Here is a 19,208-nt window from a genome sequence, read left to right as displayed (position 1 = left end):
AGATATGAGCCGCATTAACTTAGTAACAAACGAACAAGTAAATGAAGAGCAACAAGCACTGTATGCCGCGATTGAAGGGCAACTTGGGATGGTGCCAAACTTTCTTAAGGTATTTGCCAATTCTCCAGCGGCACTACGTGCATTCTTAGGCTTACATGGGATTGCAAATGAAGGAAGCCTAGATCTTCGTACTCGTGAACGTATTGCCCTAGGGCTTGCCGAACAGAATGCCTGTGAATATTGCGTATCAGCACATACTGCAATTGGTCGTAAAGCTGGCCTGTCTAGTTCAGAAATTGAAGCAAACCGTTCCGGCAGTAGTCAGGATGCCAAAGCGGCTGTTGCCGTGAAGTTCGCACGCTCCTTAGCAGAGAATAATGGTGCTGTTACTACCGCCGAACTGCTCGAAGTACGAAATGCCGGCTACAACGATGCAGAAATCGTCGAAATTATTACCCATGTTGGAATGAACGTTTTAACCAATATTTTGGGTAAAGCGAGTCGCGTAGAAATAGATTTCCCCAAAGTAGAGCTGCAGCAAACTTCATAAGTAGTCTGCCTTTGCGGGCCTTAAAGGCCCGTTCTTTTCTGCTAAATCCTAAAATAAGGGTATTTGACGATGGCACATAAATACGCACAAATCGCATTCACTGAGACTGTTCGCCAAGTTCAATCAGAGCAGAATAGTCGTGCTGGTTACGCTCGTATGGATGAGGGTGAGGATTATAATTATCTGCTGTCGGAATACGAAGCCGAGTTTATTGCCGAGCGTGATAGTTTTTACATGGCCAGTGTCGGTGAAACCGGTTGGCCCTATGTGCAGCATCGAGGTGGCCCTAAAGGCTTTATGCAGGTTTTAGATGCATCAACGCTAGGCTTCGCTGATTTTAGTGGCAATCGTCAATACGTCAGTACTGGTAATTTTCGTACCAACAATAGGGTATCTATCTTCTTTATGGATTATCCCAATAAGCGTCGTTTAAAGCTTATGGGAAGAGTCGAGCTGGTAAAGGATGATGATTGGGAAACACAGGCCAAACTTGAGGTAGCGGGGTATAGAGCCGAGATTGAGCGTGCCTTTATCATCAAAATAGAAGCATTCGACTGGAATTGCCCACAACATATCACTCCGCGCTTTACTGAAAGTGAAATGGAGCAGCTTATCGCACCTGTAATCGATGAGAATGTTCGCCTTAAGGCTCAGTCCGATCTGGTGGCCTCCGCATATCCGCAATCGTTAGGTGATGGCCCTATAACGTTAACGATTTCAGGTATTAGGCAACTGACCCCAAGAGTGCGCGCTTATGAGCTGCGACATCCGCAAGGTTTGGAACTGCCTCAATTTGAAGCTGGTGCGCATTTGCAAATACCTGTACAGCTAGAGGATGGTAGTTTAACCACGCGCCATTATTCGATCTGTTCTAACCCAGCACGACGAGATATATACGAAATTGCTGTGTTGCATGAAGAGCAGGGGCAGGGTGGGTCCGTTGCAGTACATCAATACTTCAATCTGGGTATGACGTTGAAGTGCCAGCCACCGCAAAATTATTTCAAGCTTCATGAAGATACACGTCCAACAATCCTCATCGCAGGGGGAATTGGCATTACTCCCATTAAGGCCATGGCGCAAAAGCTCCGCGATCAAGGCAGGAAATTTGAACTTCACTATGCTGGTCGTAGTCAACTTGAGATGGCGTTCTTTGATCGTTTACAGCGGGAGTTTGTTGGTAATGGTTTTTTTTATCGGGGAGATGCGAACGAGCGTATAGATCTACATCAGATTTTATCTGCCAAAGCACCTGATGCAGTGGTTTACGCGTGCGGTCCTCAGAAGTTACTCACAGGCTTGAAACAGCAGGCTCAGTTATTAGAGGTTGATCCACAACAGATCCAACTTGAACAGTTTGGTGCAAGCAAACAAGCGCATGATAGCTCTATATCACTAGAACTCGCACGAAGTGGCAAAGTAGTCGAAGTATCTGCAGAACAAACTTTGCTAGACGCTATTATTGGAAGTGGAATTGATATTCCCAATAGCTGTAAAAGTGGCGTGTGTAAAAGCTGTGCGGTCACTGTGCTTGATGGAGAGCCTGATCATAGAGATCAATGCCTCACCCAGAACGAACAGCAAGTTCAAAAACAGATTTGCCCCTGTGTATCACGTAGCTTCGGTGATTCACTGGTGCTAGATATATAAAAAGAGTAGTAAGTCAGATGGTCACACGAATCAATGCAGATTTTGAACAACGCGTAATTATTCGTCCCGAAGATTACCATTGGGTTGATTCACCCATGGCGGGTGTAGAGCGCATGATGCTGGACCGTATTGGTGATGAATCGGCACGGGCGACCTCGATTGTCCGCTATGCACCTTTTAGTGAGTTCTCACCGCATATTCACAGCGGTGGGGAAGAGTTCTTCGTGCTTGAGGGTGTGTTTTCTGACGAACACCAAGATTATCCCCAAGGGAGTTATGTTCGTAACCCTATTGGTACCTCTCACACCCCGAGGGTCGGCAAAGAGGGTGCGATCATCTTTGTAAAGCTGCAGCAGTTTAACGAAACCGATAAAGAACAAAAGGCGATTGATACTACTAAGGAGCCTTGGCTCCAAGGCTTGGTCGATGGTTTAACCGTTATGCCGTTGCATGAATTTGAGGGCGAGCATGTCGCCTTGGTGAAGTGGGCGCCGAATACGCAGTTTAATCCCCATCGTCATTTTGGCGGCGAAGAGATACTGGTACTTGAAGGCACGTTCTACGATGAGCATGGTATCTACCCAAAAGGTTCTTGGTTGCGTAGTCCTCATTTGAGTGAGCATCATCCTTATACCAAGGACGATGGCGCATTAATCTATGTGAAAACGGGACACCTGTAACAACACTGCCAACAAGTATTTCTGTCGAACAAAAATTTATTGCTAAAAAATATAAAACGCTATTGCGAATCATTATCATTATTGATAATCTAGATCCCGCTCATAAGTGATAGGCAATGGACGACCTCACCATTAACATTGCTGAACAGTTCTACCTGCTCGCTCTCAGGCAGGTAGAACTTCTCCCACCTTAAGCACCAATAGAATCAGCAACACTGCTGTAGTCACAAAGAGCATAAACAGCTAAGTCTTTTCTTACTGGAGGAGAGGAAGTTATGCACTCAATCAAAGATCGTGAATCGTACAAAACACTTCTGCACCTTGCGGAAAAGCTGTCCAACAGTAGCTCATCCAATAGTGATTGGTTGGCGAAGCAGCACAAAGATATCTACGACTTTTTAAAACACGCTGAAGAAAGATAGAAGGAGAGGCTTATGGGTTCTGTGATTAATCCCTCAATTTTTAAAGCTGTGTACGACAAGATTGTGACTGAAGGTCAGCAATCGAGTAGTGGTTTCTTTCTTCGTGGTGTCTATGCGGCGGGCCAAGGCAAAAAGCATTTAGAGCTGAAGGATTGTTTTTCACTTATCCGCGTCGTGAATGGCGAAGTGGTCGCGACCGAGTTCTCGAACAATACTCAGCGTGTCAGGTTTCTGAATAAAGTTCGCAAGCTCTATTGTGGCGCACAAGTCTCGCAGTAGTCTCTTTCTTCCTATTAAAAAGGTCGATAAAACAGATCTCCTCCTTGTGGTCCTTATACAAAAGCCTTGTATCTAAGCCAGTTTTTACTGCATCAAAAAAGATAACTTATCGTTTTTTTAACCAAAATACTAAAACTGTTTCTGATACATTGTATTTTTAAGCACAAGGATGAGAGTCTCGCAATGACCAATAAAACTAAAAACCTTTCGGACGACCTAGACAGCCTTCGAGACGAAGCTAATGAAGAGGTTCAGGTTATTGAAGTTAGTATTGAAGAAATACGAGCGATGGGAGGCATTTCTCATTTAGGGCTGGATAAAGCAGTAGAAGAAGATCTTACTCGCCAGTTAATAGAAGATGGCATATTTCAAACTCACTGAGTGTCCTTAGCTTTTGTGTCCCTTTTTGGCGCTATGCCACGTAAAAAAGCGCAGCAGTGAGTAAATTTCCTACAAGTACCTCAGACCCCTTGTCTTTTTACCGGACTCCTTTACTCAAAAGGTGGTGCTTTATTGCTCTAAAGACCAGTATTTACTTTTGTCTTAAAGCGTTACCCTAGCCCCGCTCAAAAATGTGTGCATTGCAGCATTTTTAGCATAGGCATGAATACACGCCATGCTAGTAGCTGGTTGGACTTAACGTTGGTCTACTCGAATTTGGTCATTTTTTGACGCTCTTTCTCGTGACGATGGGTCAAGCCCTGCAAGTTGCTAGGCAGAAATTGCATAAGAATTGTCAATTCTTATGTGATTTCGGCGGGTATTTTGAAACCCGTAACCTGATCCAGACACAACAATTTTAAAATCGGATTCTGACCATGAACCTGTCGATGTTTTTTCCACAGATCAACAGCGCAAGCTTACGCTTTGTGTTGGCTGTTGTTGGTCTCTTACTGCTTCCTCTTACTGCTTTTGCAGAAACAGGCGGAGCGACCGCTAACGTTCCGGAACTGAGCGCTTCTTTCTATGGCTATCTAAGTATCGCCATCTTTATTTTGGCTTACTCACTGGTTCCGTTGGAAAATAATATTCATCTGCTTAAAAGTAAGCCGGTTCTGGTGGCTGCGGGTCTGATCTGGATTCTAGTAGCGCTAGCATTTAAGGAAATTGGTGCCACAGAGCAGGCACACCATGCGATTAAACATGCGATTATCGAATACGCAGAGCTATTCCTGTTCTTACTAGTAGCGATGACCTACATTAATGCACTGGAAGATCGTAACGTATTCCAAGCGCTGCGTGCTTACCTAGTATCCCGTGGTTACTCTTTGCGTAAGGTTTTCTGGGTTACAGGTGGACTTTCCTTTGTAATCTCTCCAATCGCCGACAACCTAACTACAGCACTTCTGATGGGTGCGGTTGTAATGGCTGTAGGTGGTTCGAATATCCGTTTTGTATCGATTGCATGTATCAACGTAGTCGTTGCGGCAAACGCGGGTGGTGCATTCTCCCCATTCGGCGATATCACAACACTGATGGTTTGGCAGAAGGGCAAAGTAGAGTTTCTAGAGTTCCTACCGCTGTTTATCCCATCGCTAGTTAACTGGTTTGTGCCTGCCATTATCATGAACTTCGCGATTCCTAATGAGATCCCAGAAGCGTCTCAGGAAAAGTCCTTCATGAAACGTGGTGCTAAAGTGATGATGGTGCTATTCCTAGCGACTATCGTAACTGCAGTAAGCTTCCACAGCTTCCTACACCTACCACCTGCGGCTGGCATGATGTTTGGTCTAGGTTACCTAGGTCTGTACTCGTTCTACCTGAAGAGGGTTGAAGGTCGCACGGTAATGGCTGACTCAATCTTTGGTGGTCGTAGTGATGCACATCAGAACCCATTGAGCGTTCTACAGGCATACGGTAAGGATATTGGCGAGCATCTAAATGATCAGCCATATCCAGCGTTTATGATCGATAAAGAGAAAAACGTTACCCATTGGAATACTGCACTAGAAGAGCTAACGGGTATCAAAGCTGAAGAGATGATCGGCACGAAAAACCACTGGAAAGGCTTCTATAAAGAGCAGCGTCCAACCTTGGCTGATGCTGTCCTAGAAGACGAATCAGGTGCAGGCGTACGTCAGCATTATCAAAACAAGTATCGTGATAACCCAATGGGCGGTAAGTCTTACGATGCCGCTAACTACTTCGACAATATCGGTAACTCCGGCGCATACCTAATGTTCAGTGCTGCACCGGTTGTTGATGAAAACGGTGAAACAGTGGGTGCTGTAGAGCTGTTTGAAGATATGACTGAGAAACGTGAAGAAGTTAAAGAATTCGACGTGATGGAGCGTGTATCACGTGCCGAATGGGATACTTTACTGTTCTTCTACGGCGTAATCTTGTGTGTAGCTGGCTTGAGCCAGTTTGGTTACATGGCGATCGTTTCTGAGCTTATGTACAACGACCTTGGCCCAACATGGGCGAATGGTTTGGTAGGTGTGCTCTCTGCGATTGTAGATAACATTCCGGTGATGTTTGCGGTATTAACCATGGACCCTGCGATGTCGCTAGGCCAGTGGCAGCTTGTAACCCTAACAGCGGGTGTGGGCGGTAGTATGCTTGCAATTGGTTCTGCTGCAGGTGTTGCACTACTAGGTACAGCGCGTGGCGTATATACCTTCGCATCTCACCTTAAATGGACGCCAGCGATTGCCCTCGGTTATGTGGCAAGTATCGGCGTACACTTACTGATTAACGGTGTTTGATTGCACTCAGTGACTAGTAGCTAGATCGCTTCGCTGCTAGTGGCTAGAAAAAGAAAGGCCTGCTCAATGAGCAGGCCTTTTTTGTTTGGCTTCTTCCTCTTTCATTAAAAAGAAGGCACCATCCCGCTTTCTACCGCTTTCTACCGCTTTCTACCGCTTTCTACCGCTTTCTACCGCTTTCTACCGCTTTCTACCGCTTTCTACCGCTTTCTACCGCTTTCTACCGCTTTCTACCGCTTTCTACCGCTTTCTACCGCTTTCTACCGCTTTCTACCGCTTTCTACCGCTTTCTACCGCTTTCTGCTGATCTGTAACTATGCATATTCTATTGGCTGTGCCTTGGGGATTAAGAGGAGATAGGTAGGATGGTAGGTCGTTAAATCAACCTAACTATCGGAACGAAGAGATCACGTGGCGCACTCAACGGGTACAAGCAGTAAAGATAATCTAGTCGGAAGCCTGTGGATGATTGCTGCCATGGCTGCGTTTGCGATTGAAGATGCGCTGGTTAAGGATGTCTCGCAAACCCTGCCTGTCGGGGAAGTATTAGTCCTGTTTGGTTTGGGTGGCATGTTCCTATTTGCTGTCATGCTTAAACTCAACAGTGAGCCTTTGTTTATCAAAGATGTTCTGTCGTTGCCTATGCGTATTCGCATTGTTTTTGAAGTAATCGGGCGACTATTTTACGTACTCGCAATCGCCTTTATTCCGCTATCTACTGCCACTGTGATACTGCAAGCCACTCCGCTTGTAGTTGTGACGGGCGCTGTGCTGTTTCTGGGGGAAAAAGTCAGTCCTGTTAGGTGGTTAGCCATATTTATTGGGTTATTGGGTGTTATCTTAATCGTACAGCCAGGCGCTGATGGTTTCTCTCAGCTCTCTTTGTTGGCAGTAATAGGCATGATCGGTTTTGCCGGTAGGGATCTCGCAAGCCGCATGGCTCCACCAACTATAGGTACCGCAAGGCTCGGCTTTTATGGCTTTCTCTCAGTCCTGATCTCTGGGCTTCTCTATTCAAGCTGGGCAGGCGAGGTTTATCGTTTGCCATCGCTGTCCGAACTGTTGTCGATTGTGATAGCTACGGTAGCCGGTGTCATAGCCTATTCCTGTTTAATGAAGGCAATGCGTACTGGCGAAGTATCGGCGGTGACGCCGTTTAGATATACCCGCTTACTGTTTGGCTGCTCGCTGGGACTGCTGTTCTTTGGTGAAGAGTTCACCACGTCCATGTTGATTGGTTCGGCGTTGATCGTATCTTCTGGGTTGTTTATTGGGTGGCGGGGGAAGAAGGTACGGAAGGAGCTAGAGGTTAGTGGCTAGAACGCTTTGCTGCTAGTGATTAGGAAAAGAAAAGGCCTGCTCTCTAAGCAGGCTTTTTTAATAAAGGAGTTTTTAAAGCTTACCCCTTTAGGTCTTTGACATAAACAACATGTAGATGCGTTTTTCCGGAAGGTTTTTTATCAACATCAAACAATTCAGTCGCTTCGATGAGTTTTGTGAGAGTGGAGTACCCATATGTTCGAGGGTCAAAATCAGGGTGCTGACGTTTTATTAAACCTCCACAGACGGATAGTCGAGCCCAGCCGTCGTCATCAGCATATTCACGTATAGAATTTCGTAGTAGGTTGAGTAATCGCGTATCACAACACAATTCTTGCCTAGTTTTAGCCGTTGCAGAATTTTCTGAAATATTCTGTTGTTCTTCTGAAGATTGATCTACATCTCGGAGAACTTCAGTCTGAATGAAATCATCGCATGCATTGCGGAATGCGATTGGAGTCTTAGCTTCACCAACCCCAAATACATATATTTCAGATTCTCTCAATCGAGCAGCAAGTTTTGTAAAGTCACTATCACTGGTTACTAACGCAAAAGCGTCAAATTTATCCGAGTAAAGCAGATCCATTGCATCAATTATCATGGCAGCATCTGACGAGTTTTTACCTGAAGTGTAAGAGAATTGCTGAACAGGGGATATCGCCAGCTCATTAAGTGGGGCTTTCCAATTACTTAGATAGTTTGAACTCCAATCACCGTAGGCCTTTTTAACAAGTATGTGGCCGTGTTTTGAAAGTTCACTCAATACAGCTCCAAGTACTGAGTGCTGGGCATTTTCAGCATCAATTAAAACGGCAATTTTTTTAGTATTATCTAAGTCTTTCATAGAAGGTCCTTTTCATCTGGGAGTGTCATTTACGCATAAAGAAAGGGCTGCGTTCAAGTCGACCGAGTGGAGACAGGGATTACTTGGATAAAAGAGCTCTTTTGCATAGATTAAAGGGCTCTGCCCCCTTTAATTCTCTTCGCTGCTAGTGGTTAGAAAAAGGACTCAGGCCCCTTTAATTGCCTTTAATTGATTGGTCAGGCTGCGTGGTTGTGATATACAGAATTACCTCTCTGATTAGAAAAGGAATTCAGATGTTTAACGAAGTTAAGAATATCACTACTAGGCAGGCTTTTATTAGCATACTTGTTTTTACAGGGGGGATTGCGCCTGGTGTATTGTCGATTTTTTACTTTGATCCAGAGCTTTTTAAGAGTTTAGATGTGCTCAAGCTTGTGATCTTGTCGATGGGTATTTCTTTGCCTATAGTATGGTTAAACCTATTTGTAGCTTCTATCCATGTTCGCTCTGTAAATTTGAAAGATAGGTTGAACGGAGAGCCTTCCAAAACTTACAGCTCCACGGAAGAAAAGAATAAGGATGAATTGCTATTTGAATTCATAGTGGCTCTTTGGTCTTCATCAGTCGTTTTCTATACGACATTTGTATTTATTTTTTTCAAAGAACTTTCAATCGAATATGCTCTTTTTTATGCGGCAGGCTTTCAGGTGTTTGTATATGTATTGGCTGCTTTAACGCACCTGTCTAATAAAAAGCTGCAAAAGGAGCTTGATGGAAAGGGAGAGGGAGATCATCTAGCTAGTTTTGAATTAGCCCCGTTAGATTTTCAGGTTGTTCCTAGTGAACCTAAAGAGATAAAAGGGCTCTGATCTCTTTTATTGCTTTTATTGCTTTTATTGCTTTTATTGCTTTTATTACTTTTATTCGATGCTGTGTAATAGTAATCAGATATCAGAGTTCACAATAACAGAGCTTTATAATGAGTAACCATTTGTTTAAAAGTACTGCGCACTTTGTAAAAAATCCTTTGGGTATTATTGGATTGCTCCTAGTTAGTGTGTATGGCATATCTACTTTAGCCTTTTCGCTACAAACCTTCGACGGTTGGCATCTATCAGTTTTATTGATTTTTAATGTTGTTTACCCGGTGTTTTCCTTGTGTGTTTTATATGTGCTGATCACACGTCATCATGAAAAGTTGTATTCACCGTTGGATTTTCAGAATGCAGAGTCATTTGAAAATTTAGTGAAGTTGAAGCTACAAAAGGTGGAGAGGGAAATTGATGCAACAGTTGCTGCAGAACTAAGAAAAAAAATGCAGGAACTTGATAAAGAAACGAAGCGTGAAATGCTAATCCTAAAGTGTTCTACCAGTGTTGATATGGGAGACTTTACAGGCGCAAATAAGTGGGTAGATGAGGCATTGGAACTGAGGGAAGAGCCAGTTGCTCTAGCGTGGAAAGCTTATATTCTTAGAAAAGATCATAAAATAGAGGAAGCACTAAGATATTTAGATAGAGCAATAGAATTAGGAAGTGATGAGCCAAGGGCAATTCATTTTTATAATCGTGCTTGTTACAAAACTCAGCTTGAATATGCACTGGATGAGATTGTTTGTGATCTTCGGCGGGCTTTACAATTGGACCCGAAGTTAATTAAGGAAGCGCGACGGGATGAGGATTTGTTTGCGGTACATGTAACTAGCGAATTTAAGGAGCTTGTTGCATAGTTTTTTATAGTTGTCATTTTGTCGCGCTAGAAGCAGAAAAAATTGGTATCTACGAGAGCTTAATTGCTAAGAATTAATGGGGCCAAAGCCCTTTTTCTGACTCAGCCAAAAAAAGAAAAGGCCCGCTCAATGAGCGGGCCTTTTCTTTAAGAACTCGATGGTACCAGCGGCCGGACTCGAACCGGCACGCCCGTGAAGGCAAGGGATTTTGAATCCCTCATGTCTACCAATTTCATCACGCTGGCACTTAAGAGAGGCGTATTATAGAAATCTGGACGCTTGCGTCAATCAATACTTTTGAAAACCTGAAAAAAAATCTCCTTTCCGGTACAATGCGCGCCCTTAAGTCCCTTTGATGTTGATATAGAAGAATTCCCTGAATGCAGGTTAAAGATTTTCATTTTGAGCTTCCAGAGGAACTCATTGCGAGTTTTCCTCTAGAACAGCGTAGCGCTAGCCGTTTGTTGTCTGTGAATGGCGATTCTGGTGAACTCAATCACGGTCAGTTTACCGATGTGCTTGAGTTGATCCAGCCGGGTGATCTGATGATCTTCAATGACACCCGTGTTATCCCAGCTCGTTTATTTGGTACTAAAGAGTCTGGCGGTAAAGTCGAGGTGTTGGTTGAGCGTGTTTTAGACGATAAGCGTGCCTTAACCCATGTACGTTCCAGTCGTTCGCCTAAGCCGGGTACTAAGCTGATTCTTGAAGGTGGTATTGAAGCTGAGATGGTTGCTCGTCACGAGAACCTCTTTGAGCTTAAATTTTTGATTGAAGGCGGTTTGGTTCAGGCGCTTGAGCAGCATGGTCATATGCCGCTACCACCGTATATGAAACGTGAAGATCAGTTAGAAGATCGTGAGCGTTACCAAACGGTTTATAACAAAAAGCCGGGTGCGGTAGCTGCACCTACAGCGGGTCTGCATTTTGATGATGCCCTGCTGGCTAAGCTGGATGAAAAAGGTGTTAAACGTGCATTTGTGACTTTGCACGTAGGCGCGGGTACGTTTCAGCCGGTTAAAGTCGATAATATCGATGAGCATGTAATGCACTCCGAGTATATCGAAGTGAGCGAAGAGGTTTGTGAGCTGGTTAAGCAAACTCGTGCCGAAGGCGGTCGTGTGATTGCGGTAGGGACAACCAGTGTGCGCAGCTTGGAGAGCGCGAGCCGTAATGGTGAAATCGAACCATTATTTGGTGATAGCGATATCTTTATCTTCCCAGGTTACGAATTCAAATCTGTGGATGCGATGATCACCAATTTCCACCTGCCAGAATCGACCTTGTTGATGCTTGTGAGCGCGTTCTCCGGCTACGACAACATGATGAAGGCCTATAAAGAGGCGGTTGAGCAGAAATACCGTTTCTTTAGTTATGGCGATGCCATGTATTTAACACGTAAAAGTGGTCAGTGATTTAACTGCGTAAATTAGAGGTAAGAGTTAAATGAGCAGAGAATGTTTTATGCAGTTTGATAAGCTGGCTGAAGATGGCAAAGCCCGTCGCGGTCGCTTGCAGTTCCCACGTGGTACGGTTGAAACGCCAGCCTTTATGCCGGTAGGTACTTACGGCACAGTTAAAGGTATGACGCCGCGCGATATCGAAGCGACAGGCGCACAGATTATTTTGGGTAATACCTTCCACCTGATGCTACGCCCGGGTACCGAGATTGTTAAGCAGCACGGTGATTTGCATGACTTTATGCAGTGGAAAGGCCCGATCCTAACCGACTCAGGTGGTTTCCAGGTATTCAGCTTGGGTAAAATGCGTAAGATCACCGAAGAGGGTGTGACTTTCCAGTCCCCTGTAAACGGCAGCAAAGTATTTATGGGCCCAGAAGAGTCGATGCAGGTTCAGCGCGAGTTGGGTTCTGACATCGTAATGATCTTCGATGAATGTACACCTTACCCAGCAACAGAAACCGAAGCGGCTGAGTCTATGCGCTTGTCTATGCGTTGGGCTAAGCGTTCTAAAGATGCGCACGGCGATAACCCCGCCGCGCTGTTTGGTATCGTTCAGGGCGGCATGTACCCGCACCTACGTGATGAATCGATGAAAGGTTTGGAAGAGATCGGTTTTGATGGCTATGCCATTGGCGGTCTATCAGTAGGTGAGCCTAAAGATGAGATGGTGAAAGTGCTGGATCATCTTGCTTACAAAATGCCGGCCGAGAAACCACGTTACTTGATGGGCGTAGGTAAACCAGAAGATATCGTTGAAGCGGTTCGCCGTGGTGTTGATATGTTCGACTGTGTAATGCCTACTCGTAACGCGCGAAACGGCTTCCTATTTACTGATACGGGTGTGGTTAAGATCCGTAATGCGGTAAATAAAACCGATACGCGTCCGCTTGATGAGAACTGTGATTGCTACACTTGCCAGAACTTTAGCCGTGCATATTTGCACCACTTGGATAAGTGTAAAGAGATCTTAGGCGCGCAGTTAAATACCATTCATAACCTGCATTATTATCAGCAGCTAATGGCTGGATTGCGTCAAGCTATCGAACAGGGTAAATTGAGCGACTTTGTGGACGAATTTTATCGTAAGCGTGGCCTTGAAACGCCCGCAATTGACTCCATATAAGTTGTTAGTGCTTTTATAACGACAAGAATTTTTACATTATTTTTAGGAGTAGCTAAATGAGCTTCTTTATCTCCCCAGCTTATGCTGAAGGTGCTGCCGGTGCCCCAATGGATTCTGGTATGTTCAACATGATCTTCTTGGTTGGCTTTGGTCTGATCTTCTACTTCTTCATGTGGCGTCCACAGGCTAAACGCGCTAAAGAGCACAAAGAGCTTCTAGGTGGCCTTAGCAAAGGTGATGAAGTGATCACTGCAGGTGGTATTCTGGGTAAAGTAGTTAACCTAAACGACGACTACATTGTTCTAGAAGTGAGCGAAGGTACTGAACTGACTTTCCAAAAAACTCACGTATCAGCAGCTCTGCCAAAAGGCACTCTTAAGAGCATCTAAGCTAATTCACAGACGCCACTACATCTAGTAGTGGCGTTTCTGTTTCTATCAGGGAATAGGGCGCTATGCTCAATCGATACCCCCTCTGGAAAAATCTCCTTATTTTGTTTGTGTTAGTGTTCGGTGGTTTATACGCTGCACCTAACTTGTATCCCGATGATTATGCGATTCAGCTAACTGGTACACGTGATGTATTTGAAGTGGATCAGCCGCTAATCGAAAAAGTTACTGCTGCGCTGGAGCGTGAAGGTGTATCTGTTAAGGAAACCGAGCTTGAGAGAAAAGCCGGCCTTATCCGTTTCCCTGATGGCGATTCCCAGCTTAAAGCGAAAGATATTATTACCCGTGTAGTGGGTGATGATTACATCGTAGCGCTTAACTTGGCGCCTACAACGCCAGAGTGGCTTTCTTCTATGGGCGCAGGCCCTATGAAGCTTGGTCTTGACCTACGTGGTGGTGTTCACTTCTTGCTTGAAGTTGATCTGCCAAAAGCGGTGACTCAGAAGCTAGAAAACTATGCGTCTGAGATCAAAGGTCGTCTGCGTGAAGAGAAGCTTCGTTACCGTAAGCTAGAAACCCGTGAAAACGGTGCCTTGGCAATTAAATTTACCAAGCTAGAGTCTCGTGATGCAGCGGTTAACCTTCTACGTCAGGAATATACTGAGTTCTTAGTCACTGCAGATGATCGCGATGGTGATTTTTATGTTGAAGTAAATCTGACTGAACAAGCTGTTCGTGATATCGAAACTTATGCGATCAAGCAGAACCTGACAACACTTCGTAACCGTGTAAACGAACTGGGTGTAGCTGAGCCGCTAGTTCAGCGTCAAGGTCGTAACCGTATCGTAGTTCAGCTACCGGGTATCCAAGATACTGCGGCAGCGAAGAAAATTATCGGTAAGACAGCAACGCTTGAATTCCGTTTGGAAGCTAAACCTGGTGCGAGCTCTGCACGTACTGAAGTTTACGAGTTCCGTAGTGAGTTAGGCCGTAAAGCTACCTTAGAGAAAGATGTCATCATCAAAGGTGATAACGTATCTAACGCACAAGCTTCTTTTGATGAAAACGGTCAGCCGCAGGTAAACATCTCGCTTGATTCTAAAGGTGGTGAGCTAATGGCTCGTACCACTAAGAACGCTGTACAGCGCCGCATGGCCGTACTGTTTGTTGAAGATAAAGAGCGTACTGTGACTAAGACGGTTGATGGTGTTCAGGTAACGGAAAAAGTACGTTACACCGAGAAGAACATTATCTCTCTTGCGACAATTCAGGCGGTATTGGGTAACTCTTTCCGAATCACAGGTTTGGACGGAGCAGGCGAATCTTCTGAGCTAGCGCTATTGCTACGTGCCGGTGCACTAGCTGCGCCAATCTACTTTGTAGAGGAGCGTACAGTAGGTCCGAGCTTGGGTGCGCAGAACATCGAAACCGGTGTGATGTCGGTTCAGATCGGTCTAGCCTTAGTATTGCTGTTCATGATTCTGTACTACCGCGTGTTTGGTCTACTGGCGAATATCGCTCTGACCTTGAACCTGATGCTATTGGTTGCAGTGATGTCGATGCTTTCGGCAACGCTAACGCTTCCGGGTATTGCCGGTATCGTATTGACGGTTGGTATGGCCGTGGATGCGAACGTACTGATCTTCTCGCGTATCAAAGAAGAGCTTAAAAATGGTCTGCCACCGCAATCAGCGATTAACGCTGGTTTCAAAGGCGCGACTACAACCATCTTTGATGCCAACATCACAACGCTTCTTGCGGCAGTTATTCTGTTTGCGATGGGTACGGGGCCAGTTAAAGGCTTCGCGATCACGCTATCTGTAGGTATTTTGACCTCTATGTTCACGGCGATTCTTGTAACGCGTGCACTGGTTAACTTAACTTACGGCGGCCGCCAAGTTAGCAAACTATCAATCTGAGGAAGCTGTGATGTCTACACAAAAGATATATAACTTCATGGGCTTCCGTAAGATCGCTGCAGCTTGCTCTGTGATCTTACTGATAGTCTCTATTGGTGCTTTAGCTGTTAACGGTTTGAAGTTCGGTTTGGACTTTACCGGCGGTAGTTTGGTTGAGATTGGCTACGAACAGCCAGCCGATCTAAACAAGATCCGTGGTCAGTTAAAAGATGTAGGTTTTGAAGATGCTGTAGTGCAAACCTTTGGTTCGCCAACCGATATTCTTATCCGTTTAGGTCAGGATCATGACCCTCAGCTGGGTGATAAAGTTCTTTCTGCATTGCAGGCGGGCGAATCACAACAGCTTAACTTGCGCCGTAACGAGTTCGTAGGTGCGCAGGTAGGTGAAGAGCTACGTGAGCAAGGTGGTCTTGGCATGCTGTTAGCATTGTTCATGATCATGGTTTACGTAGCGTTCCGTTTCCAGATTAAGTTCTCTGTAGGTGCAGTAGCGGCCTTGGCACATGACGTATTGATCGTGCTTGGTTTCTTTGCCCTGTTTAAGTTGGACTTTGACCTAACGGTACTGGCAGCAGTATTGGCGGTAATCGGTTACTCGTTGAACGATACCATCGTAGTGTCTGACCGTATTCGTGAAAACTTCCGTAAAGTGCGTAAAGGTACGCCGTTAGAGGTAATGAACATCTCTTTGACGCAAACCTTGGGCCGTACCTTGGTGACCTCTTTAACCACATTGTTGGTATTGTTGGCGCTAAGTATTTTCGGTGGTGAAATGATTCACGGATTCGCGACAGCATTGTTGGTGGGTGTATTTATTGGTACATACTCCTCCATCTATGTGGCGGCTAACGTCCTGATTGCGATGAACATCTGTAAAGAGGATCTTCTCCCTCCTGAGGAGAAAGAGACCGAGGTCGATGATCGCCCTTAAGTTTGACAAGAGCCGGCATTTGCCGGCTCTTTTCGTTTAAAATGCCTGTAAATCATCGCTTTAAGCGGTGCTATTCTAAAAGAAAGCCTTCGGCGTGTTATGCTAGTTAGATAAATGCCCTAGCCATTTCGTTTTTGAGAGCTCTATGAGTAAAGATTGGACTAAAAATGACCCTAAAGCCGCAGCGGAAGCGGAGAAGTATTCCAACCCGGTACCCAGTCGCGATTACATTCTGCAGTACATGCAGGAGTGGGGCGCGCCGATTGGGCATGCACAGCTGTGCGAAGGTTTAGGTGTCTGGGATCCAGAGAGTCGTGATGCGGTCTTCTTCCGATTGAAGGCGATGTGTCGTGATGGTCAGTTGATGAGTAATCGCCGCAATGAATTTGCGTTGATGGATAAGATGTCGCTGATCAAAGGCCGTGTTATTGGTCATCGAGATGGTTATGGCTTTGTTAAGCCAGAAGAGGGTGGCGATGATCTCAAGCTAAGCCCTCGCCAAATGCGCCAAGTATTCGATGGCGATCGAGTTTTAGTGCAAGAGACCAACGTCGATTTTAAAGGTCGTCGTGAAGGTAAGATTGTTGATGTACTGGAGCGTAATACCCGTAAATTGGTAGGGCGTTTTAGTGGTCGGGATGGTTTTGGTTATCTTCGTCCTGAAAATCAGCGTATCACCCAGGAGATCATGATTGTTCCTGATCCTGAGGCTGAAACACCGTTAACGTACAAAGATGGTCAGTTGGTTGTTGCTGAGCTGATCAATCAGCCAAGCAAGCGTCAATTGCCACAAGCAAAAGTGACCGAAGTGCTAGGTGACCATATGGCACCGGGCATGGAGATCACGGTTGCGATCCATAACTATGAGATCCCGCACGAGTGGCCAGAAGCGGTTCGCCAAGAGATCGGTGAGCTGACTGCTGAAGTTGAAGAGAGTGCCAAGGCTAATCGTGTTGATCTGCGTGATCTTCCACTGGTTACTATTGATGGCGAAGACGCTAAAGACTTTGATGATGCTGTTTATGCTGAGCGCAAAAAGTCTGGTGGCTGGCGTTTGTGGGTCGCGATTGCGGATGTATCTTGGTATGTGCGACCTGATTCTGAACTAGACAAAGAAGCTTATCAGCGTGCGAACTCAACTTACTTCCCTGAGTTTGTTGTACCGATGCTGCCAGAGCTGCTATCAAACGGCTTGTGCTCGTTAAACCCTAAGGTAGATCGCTTGGCGATGGTCTGTGAGATGACGATCAGTGAGTCAGGCAATCTATCCGGTTATCAGTTCTATGAGGCGGTAATCAGCTCTCATGCGCGTCTAACCTACACTAAGGTTGGCAAGATGCTGATGCAGCCAGAAGAGGAAGAATCAAAAGCATTGCGTGCGGAGTATGCCGATGTGGTTCCTCATCTAGAAGATTTGTATGGTCTGTACTTTGCTCTGCGCAAAGCCCGTGAAATCCGTGGTGCGATCGATTTCGATACTACTGAAACACGGATGATCTTTGGCGAAGATCGTAAGATCGACCAGATCGTTCCGGTTTATCGTAACGATGCGCATAAGCTAATCGAAGAGTGCATGTTGTGTGCGAACGTTGCGACGGCGCGCTTCCTGAACAAGCTGAAAGTGCCAGCGATCTATCGTGTTCACGAAGGCCCTAAAGAGCAGAAACTGCAGAACCTACGTGCTTATTTGGGTGAGCTAGGTCTTAACCTTGGCGGTGGCGATACACCTGAGCCGATTCATTACCAAGAGCTGGCAGAGATCATCGAAGAGCGTCCGGATCGTCATCTGATTCAGACCATGATGCTACGTTCCATGCAGCAAGCGGTTTACAGCCCTGAAAACCAAGGTCACTTTGGTTTGGCGTACCCTGCGTACACGCACTTTACCTCGCCAATTCGTCGTTACCCAGATCTATTGGTGCACCGTTTAATTCGTGCCCGTATTCACTCAGAAAGTCAGGATAAAGCGATTAAGCGCCCTGATGATTTTGCTCAAAATGCAGATTTTGCATGCAACTACAGCATGGAGCAGCTGCTGCAATTGGGCGAGCATTGTTCTATGACAGAACGTCGCTCAGATGATGCGACTCGTGATGTTGTGGCGTGGCTTAAGTGTGAATACATGCAGGAGCATGTGGGTGATGAGTACGAAGGCGTTATTGCTGCCGTTACTGGCTTTGGTGTCTTTGTCGAGCTTGATGAGCTGTTTGTTGAAGGCCTCGTGCATATCACTGGTTTGCCGGGTGATTACTACGTATTTGACCAAGCTAAGCAGCGCTTAGTGGGTGAGCGCACCCGTAAAGTGTTCAAGTTGGGCGATCGTTTACGCGTTAAAGTCGCGCGTGTGGATCTGGATGAACGTAAGATCGATTTTGAACTAATCGACCATCAGCCCGTTAAGAAAAAGAAAACCACGCGTCAGCTGTTAGCTGAAGGCAAGATCGGCGGTCCGTCTTCTAAAGGCGATAAAAAGCTGCCAGGTCATAAGCACGAGTGGGGTCATCGTCCTGCTAAGGATGAAGAACGCAGTAAGCCGAAGAAAGGTTCTAAGCGTGATGCTCTGCGTAAATCGCGTAAAAAGCCTGCGCCAAGCGGTGAAGGTGGTCCGAAGAAACGTATGGCGGCTAAAGCTCAGCCTTCTCGCGGTAAGGAATTATCTTCTGCAGAACGCGAATTGATGGAATTTTCTGGCCCAAGCGGGGGTAAGAGTAAGAAGTCTAAAAAGCGTAAGGCTACGTCTAAGCCTAAGTTGAAAGGCAAACAGAAAGGTTTAAAAGTGAAAAAGCCAAAGCGTAAATAGGCTGCTTTTGTAAGACATATGAGTCTTTGTAAAAAGGCGCTGTAGTTATCTGCAGCGCCTTTTTTATTGGATTGGTATTCTTAACCGATATGTTTCGCGTAGCTATCGCGATCTATATCCAGTACTTCGACGGTAATCGAAAGGTCTTCCAAACCGAGTGTTTTAAGCTCATTAAGCACTGCTTGAGTCAGTTGTGTTTTCTGCTCGGTATTACGACCGCTTAAAATCCGCGATGAAACGTGGATAAAGCCATTAAGCCCTGCACCATTCATATGCTGTTGGTAAGCATGCGCGCGGACTTTAATGTCTGTTTCAGCAAAGAGGTTAGCAGCCACAGCACCTTGGAAAACCTTCTCCATAACAGTCGTAATTTCTACCTTATCTTCAATCTGCTTGGAGTATTCGATGATTAAGTGGGGCAAGGGATAGCTCCTTTTAAG

The 19,208-nt window shown here is 45.6% G+C and carries 18 protein-coding genes and 1 tRNA gene; 16 read left to right on the top strand and 3 right to left on the bottom strand.

All coding sequences use genetic code 11. The features are described 5' to 3' along the window. Nucleotides 1-4 precede the first annotated feature (4 nt). The 8 genes from ACMXYT_RS14775 to ACMXYT_RS14740 all read left to right on the top strand — a co-directional run bounded on the left by ACMXYT_RS14775 (nucleotide 5) and on the right by ACMXYT_RS14740 (nucleotide 7,609). On the top strand, nucleotides 5-550 hold the full coding sequence (locus ACMXYT_RS14775) for a carboxymuconolactone decarboxylase family protein (protein WP_415904535.1): 546 nt from the start codon (nucleotides 5-7) through the stop codon (nucleotides 548-550). 69 nt (nucleotides 551-619) lie between these two features. Continuing rightward, on the top strand, nucleotides 620-2,200 hold the full coding sequence (locus ACMXYT_RS14770) for a pyridoxamine 5'-phosphate oxidase family protein (RefSeq protein ID WP_415899322.1): 1,581 nt from the start codon (nucleotides 620-622) through the stop codon (nucleotides 2,198-2,200). Between the two features lie 17 nt (nucleotides 2,201-2,217). Continuing rightward, nucleotides 2,218-2,880, top strand: a complete 663-nt coding sequence (locus ACMXYT_RS14765) for a cupin domain-containing protein (protein WP_415904533.1) — start codon at nucleotides 2,218-2,220, stop codon at nucleotides 2,878-2,880. Between the two features lie 275 nt (nucleotides 2,881-3,155). After that, nucleotides 3,156-3,302, top strand: coding sequence for a hypothetical protein (locus ACMXYT_RS14760; protein WP_415895223.1), 147 nt, complete (start codon nucleotides 3,156-3,158; stop codon nucleotides 3,300-3,302). A gap of 12 nt (nucleotides 3,303-3,314) precedes the next feature. Then, nucleotides 3,315-3,581 carry a hypothetical protein gene (locus ACMXYT_RS14755; protein ID WP_415911623.1) on the top strand — a complete coding sequence of 89 codons (267 nt, stop codon included), beginning with the start codon at nucleotides 3,315-3,317 and terminating at the stop codon, nucleotides 3,579-3,581. Nucleotides 3,582-3,764: 183 nt separating this feature from the next. Then, complete coding sequence (locus ACMXYT_RS14750; protein ID WP_415904531.1) at nucleotides 3,765-3,962, top strand: hypothetical protein; 198 nt, start codon at nucleotides 3,765-3,767, stop codon at nucleotides 3,960-3,962. A gap of 437 nt (nucleotides 3,963-4,399) precedes the next feature. Continuing rightward, a complete protein-coding gene (gene nhaD, locus ACMXYT_RS14745) occupies nucleotides 4,400-6,289 on the top strand; it encodes a sodium:proton antiporter NhaD (RefSeq protein WP_415904530.1) in 1,890 nt (629 codons plus the stop codon). 411 nt (nucleotides 6,290-6,700) lie between these two features. After that, nucleotides 6,701-7,609 carry a DMT family transporter gene (locus tag ACMXYT_RS14740; protein ID WP_415911622.1) on the top strand — a complete coding sequence of 303 codons (909 nt, stop codon included), beginning with the start codon at nucleotides 6,701-6,703 and terminating at the stop codon, nucleotides 7,607-7,609. Between the two features lie 79 nt (nucleotides 7,610-7,688). Here the strand turns inward: ACMXYT_RS14740 and ACMXYT_RS14735 are convergent, their stop codons facing one another. Continuing rightward, nucleotides 7,689-8,453 (bottom strand): NYN domain-containing protein, encoded by a 765-nt coding sequence (locus tag ACMXYT_RS14735; protein WP_415911621.1) that lies wholly within the window; start codon nucleotides 8,451-8,453, stop codon nucleotides 7,689-7,691. Nucleotides 8,454-8,707: 254 nt separating this feature from the next. Between ACMXYT_RS14735 and ACMXYT_RS14730 the strand changes: the two genes are divergently transcribed. Together ACMXYT_RS14730 and ACMXYT_RS14725 are read left to right on the top strand one after the other, a co-directional pair. Next, nucleotides 8,708-9,283, top strand: a complete 576-nt coding sequence (locus ACMXYT_RS14730) for a hypothetical protein (protein WP_415911620.1) — start codon at nucleotides 8,708-8,710, stop codon at nucleotides 9,281-9,283. Between the two features lie 110 nt (nucleotides 9,284-9,393). Continuing rightward, nucleotides 9,394-10,143 (top strand): tetratricopeptide repeat protein, encoded by a 750-nt coding sequence (locus ACMXYT_RS14725; RefSeq protein ID WP_415911619.1) that lies wholly within the window; start codon nucleotides 9,394-9,396, stop codon nucleotides 10,141-10,143. 158 nt (nucleotides 10,144-10,301) lie between these two features. Here ACMXYT_RS14725 and ACMXYT_RS14720 read toward each other — a convergent pair. After that, nucleotides 10,302-10,388 (bottom strand) — tRNA-Leu (locus ACMXYT_RS14720). 135 nt (nucleotides 10,389-10,523) lie between these two features. Here ACMXYT_RS14720 and queA point away from each other — a divergent pair. The 6 genes from queA (at nucleotide 10,524) to rnr (ending at nucleotide 18,768) form a co-directional block, all read left to right on the top strand. Next, nucleotides 10,524-11,558, top strand: a complete 1,035-nt coding sequence (gene queA / locus ACMXYT_RS14715; protein WP_415904528.1) for a tRNA preQ1(34) S-adenosylmethionine ribosyltransferase-isomerase QueA — start codon at nucleotides 10,524-10,526, stop codon at nucleotides 11,556-11,558. 31 nt (nucleotides 11,559-11,589) lie between these two features. Continuing rightward, nucleotides 11,590-12,729: a tRNA guanosine(34) transglycosylase Tgt gene (gene tgt, locus ACMXYT_RS14710; RefSeq protein ID WP_415885909.1), complete on the top strand. Its 1,140-nt coding sequence runs from the start codon at nucleotides 11,590-11,592 to the stop codon at nucleotides 12,727-12,729. A 56-nt stretch (nucleotides 12,730-12,785) separates the two neighbouring features. Further along, on the top strand, nucleotides 12,786-13,118 hold the full coding sequence (yajC, locus tag ACMXYT_RS14705; RefSeq protein WP_415882520.1) for a preprotein translocase subunit YajC: 333 nt from the start codon (nucleotides 12,786-12,788) through the stop codon (nucleotides 13,116-13,118). Nucleotides 13,119-13,183: 65 nt separating this feature from the next. Continuing rightward, entirely contained in the window at nucleotides 13,184-15,037 is a 1,854-nt protein-coding gene (gene secD, locus ACMXYT_RS14700; protein ID WP_415904527.1) for a protein translocase subunit SecD, read from the top strand. Nucleotides 15,038-15,047: 10 nt separating this feature from the next. Continuing rightward, entirely contained in the window at nucleotides 15,048-15,968 is a 921-nt protein-coding gene (secF, locus tag ACMXYT_RS14695; protein ID WP_415904526.1) for a protein translocase subunit SecF, read from the top strand. A 145-nt stretch (nucleotides 15,969-16,113) separates the two neighbouring features. After that, nucleotides 16,114-18,768 carry a ribonuclease R gene (gene rnr / locus ACMXYT_RS14690; protein ID WP_415911618.1) on the top strand — a complete coding sequence of 885 codons (2,655 nt, stop codon included), beginning with the start codon at nucleotides 16,114-16,116 and terminating at the stop codon, nucleotides 18,766-18,768. 80 nt (nucleotides 18,769-18,848) lie between these two features. On the opposite strand, the gene ACMXYT_RS14685 is transcribed toward rnr, so the two are convergent. Then, entirely contained in the window at nucleotides 18,849-19,190 is a 342-nt protein-coding gene (locus ACMXYT_RS14685) for a 5-carboxymethyl-2-hydroxymuconate Delta-isomerase (RefSeq protein ID WP_415911617.1), read from the bottom strand. Nucleotides 19,191-19,208: the final 18 nt, after the last annotated feature.

It is taken from the genome of Neptuniibacter sp. QD37_11, from assembly GCF_047778105.1.
GTDB lineage: Bacteria > Pseudomonadota > Gammaproteobacteria > Pseudomonadales > Balneatricaceae > Neptuniibacter.
This window is presented reverse-complemented; position numbering and strand designations above follow the sequence as displayed.

What these genes read in the sequence shown, in the direction of transcription:
- ACMXYT_RS14760 (WP_415895223.1), top strand. Translation starts at nt 3,156, where the DNA reads ATGCACTCAATCAAAGATCGTGAATCGTACAAAACACTTCTGCACCTT.
- rnr (WP_415911618.1), top strand. Translation starts at nt 16,114, where the DNA reads ATGAGTAAAGATTGGACTAAAAATGACCCTAAAGCCGCAGCGGAAGCG.
- yajC (WP_415882520.1), top strand. Translation starts at nt 12,786, where the DNA reads ATGAGCTTCTTTATCTCCCCAGCTTATGCTGAAGGTGCTGCCGGTGCC.
- ACMXYT_RS14775 (WP_415904535.1), top strand. Translation starts at nt 5, where the DNA reads ATGAGCCGCATTAACTTAGTAACAAACGAACAAGTAAATGAAGAGCAA.
- ACMXYT_RS14730 (WP_415911620.1), top strand. Translation starts at nt 8,708, where the DNA reads ATGTTTAACGAAGTTAAGAATATCACTACTAGGCAGGCTTTTATTAGC.
- ACMXYT_RS14765 (WP_415904533.1), top strand. Translation starts at nt 2,218, where the DNA reads ATGGTCACACGAATCAATGCAGATTTTGAACAACGCGTAATTATTCGT.
- queA (WP_415904528.1), top strand. Translation starts at nt 10,524, where the DNA reads ATGCAGGTTAAAGATTTTCATTTTGAGCTTCCAGAGGAACTCATTGCG.
- secD (WP_415904527.1), top strand. Translation starts at nt 13,184, where the DNA reads ATGCTCAATCGATACCCCCTCTGGAAAAATCTCCTTATTTTGTTTGTG.
- tgt (WP_415885909.1), top strand. Translation starts at nt 11,590, where the DNA reads ATGAGCAGAGAATGTTTTATGCAGTTTGATAAGCTGGCTGAAGATGGC.
- ACMXYT_RS14750 (WP_415904531.1), top strand. Translation starts at nt 3,765, where the DNA reads ATGACCAATAAAACTAAAAACCTTTCGGACGACCTAGACAGCCTTCGA.
- ACMXYT_RS14770 (WP_415899322.1), top strand. Translation starts at nt 620, where the DNA reads ATGGCACATAAATACGCACAAATCGCATTCACTGAGACTGTTCGCCAA.
- ACMXYT_RS14735 (WP_415911621.1), bottom strand. Translation starts at nt 8,453, where the DNA reads ATGAAAGACTTAGATAATACTAAAAAAATTGCCGTTTTAATTGATGCT.
- secF (WP_415904526.1), top strand. Translation starts at nt 15,048, where the DNA reads ATGTCTACACAAAAGATATATAACTTCATGGGCTTCCGTAAGATCGCT.
- ACMXYT_RS14725 (WP_415911619.1), top strand. Translation starts at nt 9,394, where the DNA reads ATGAGTAACCATTTGTTTAAAAGTACTGCGCACTTTGTAAAAAATCCT.
- ACMXYT_RS14755 (WP_415911623.1), top strand. Translation starts at nt 3,315, where the DNA reads ATGGGTTCTGTGATTAATCCCTCAATTTTTAAAGCTGTGTACGACAAG.
- nhaD (WP_415904530.1), top strand. Translation starts at nt 4,400, where the DNA reads ATGAACCTGTCGATGTTTTTTCCACAGATCAACAGCGCAAGCTTACGC.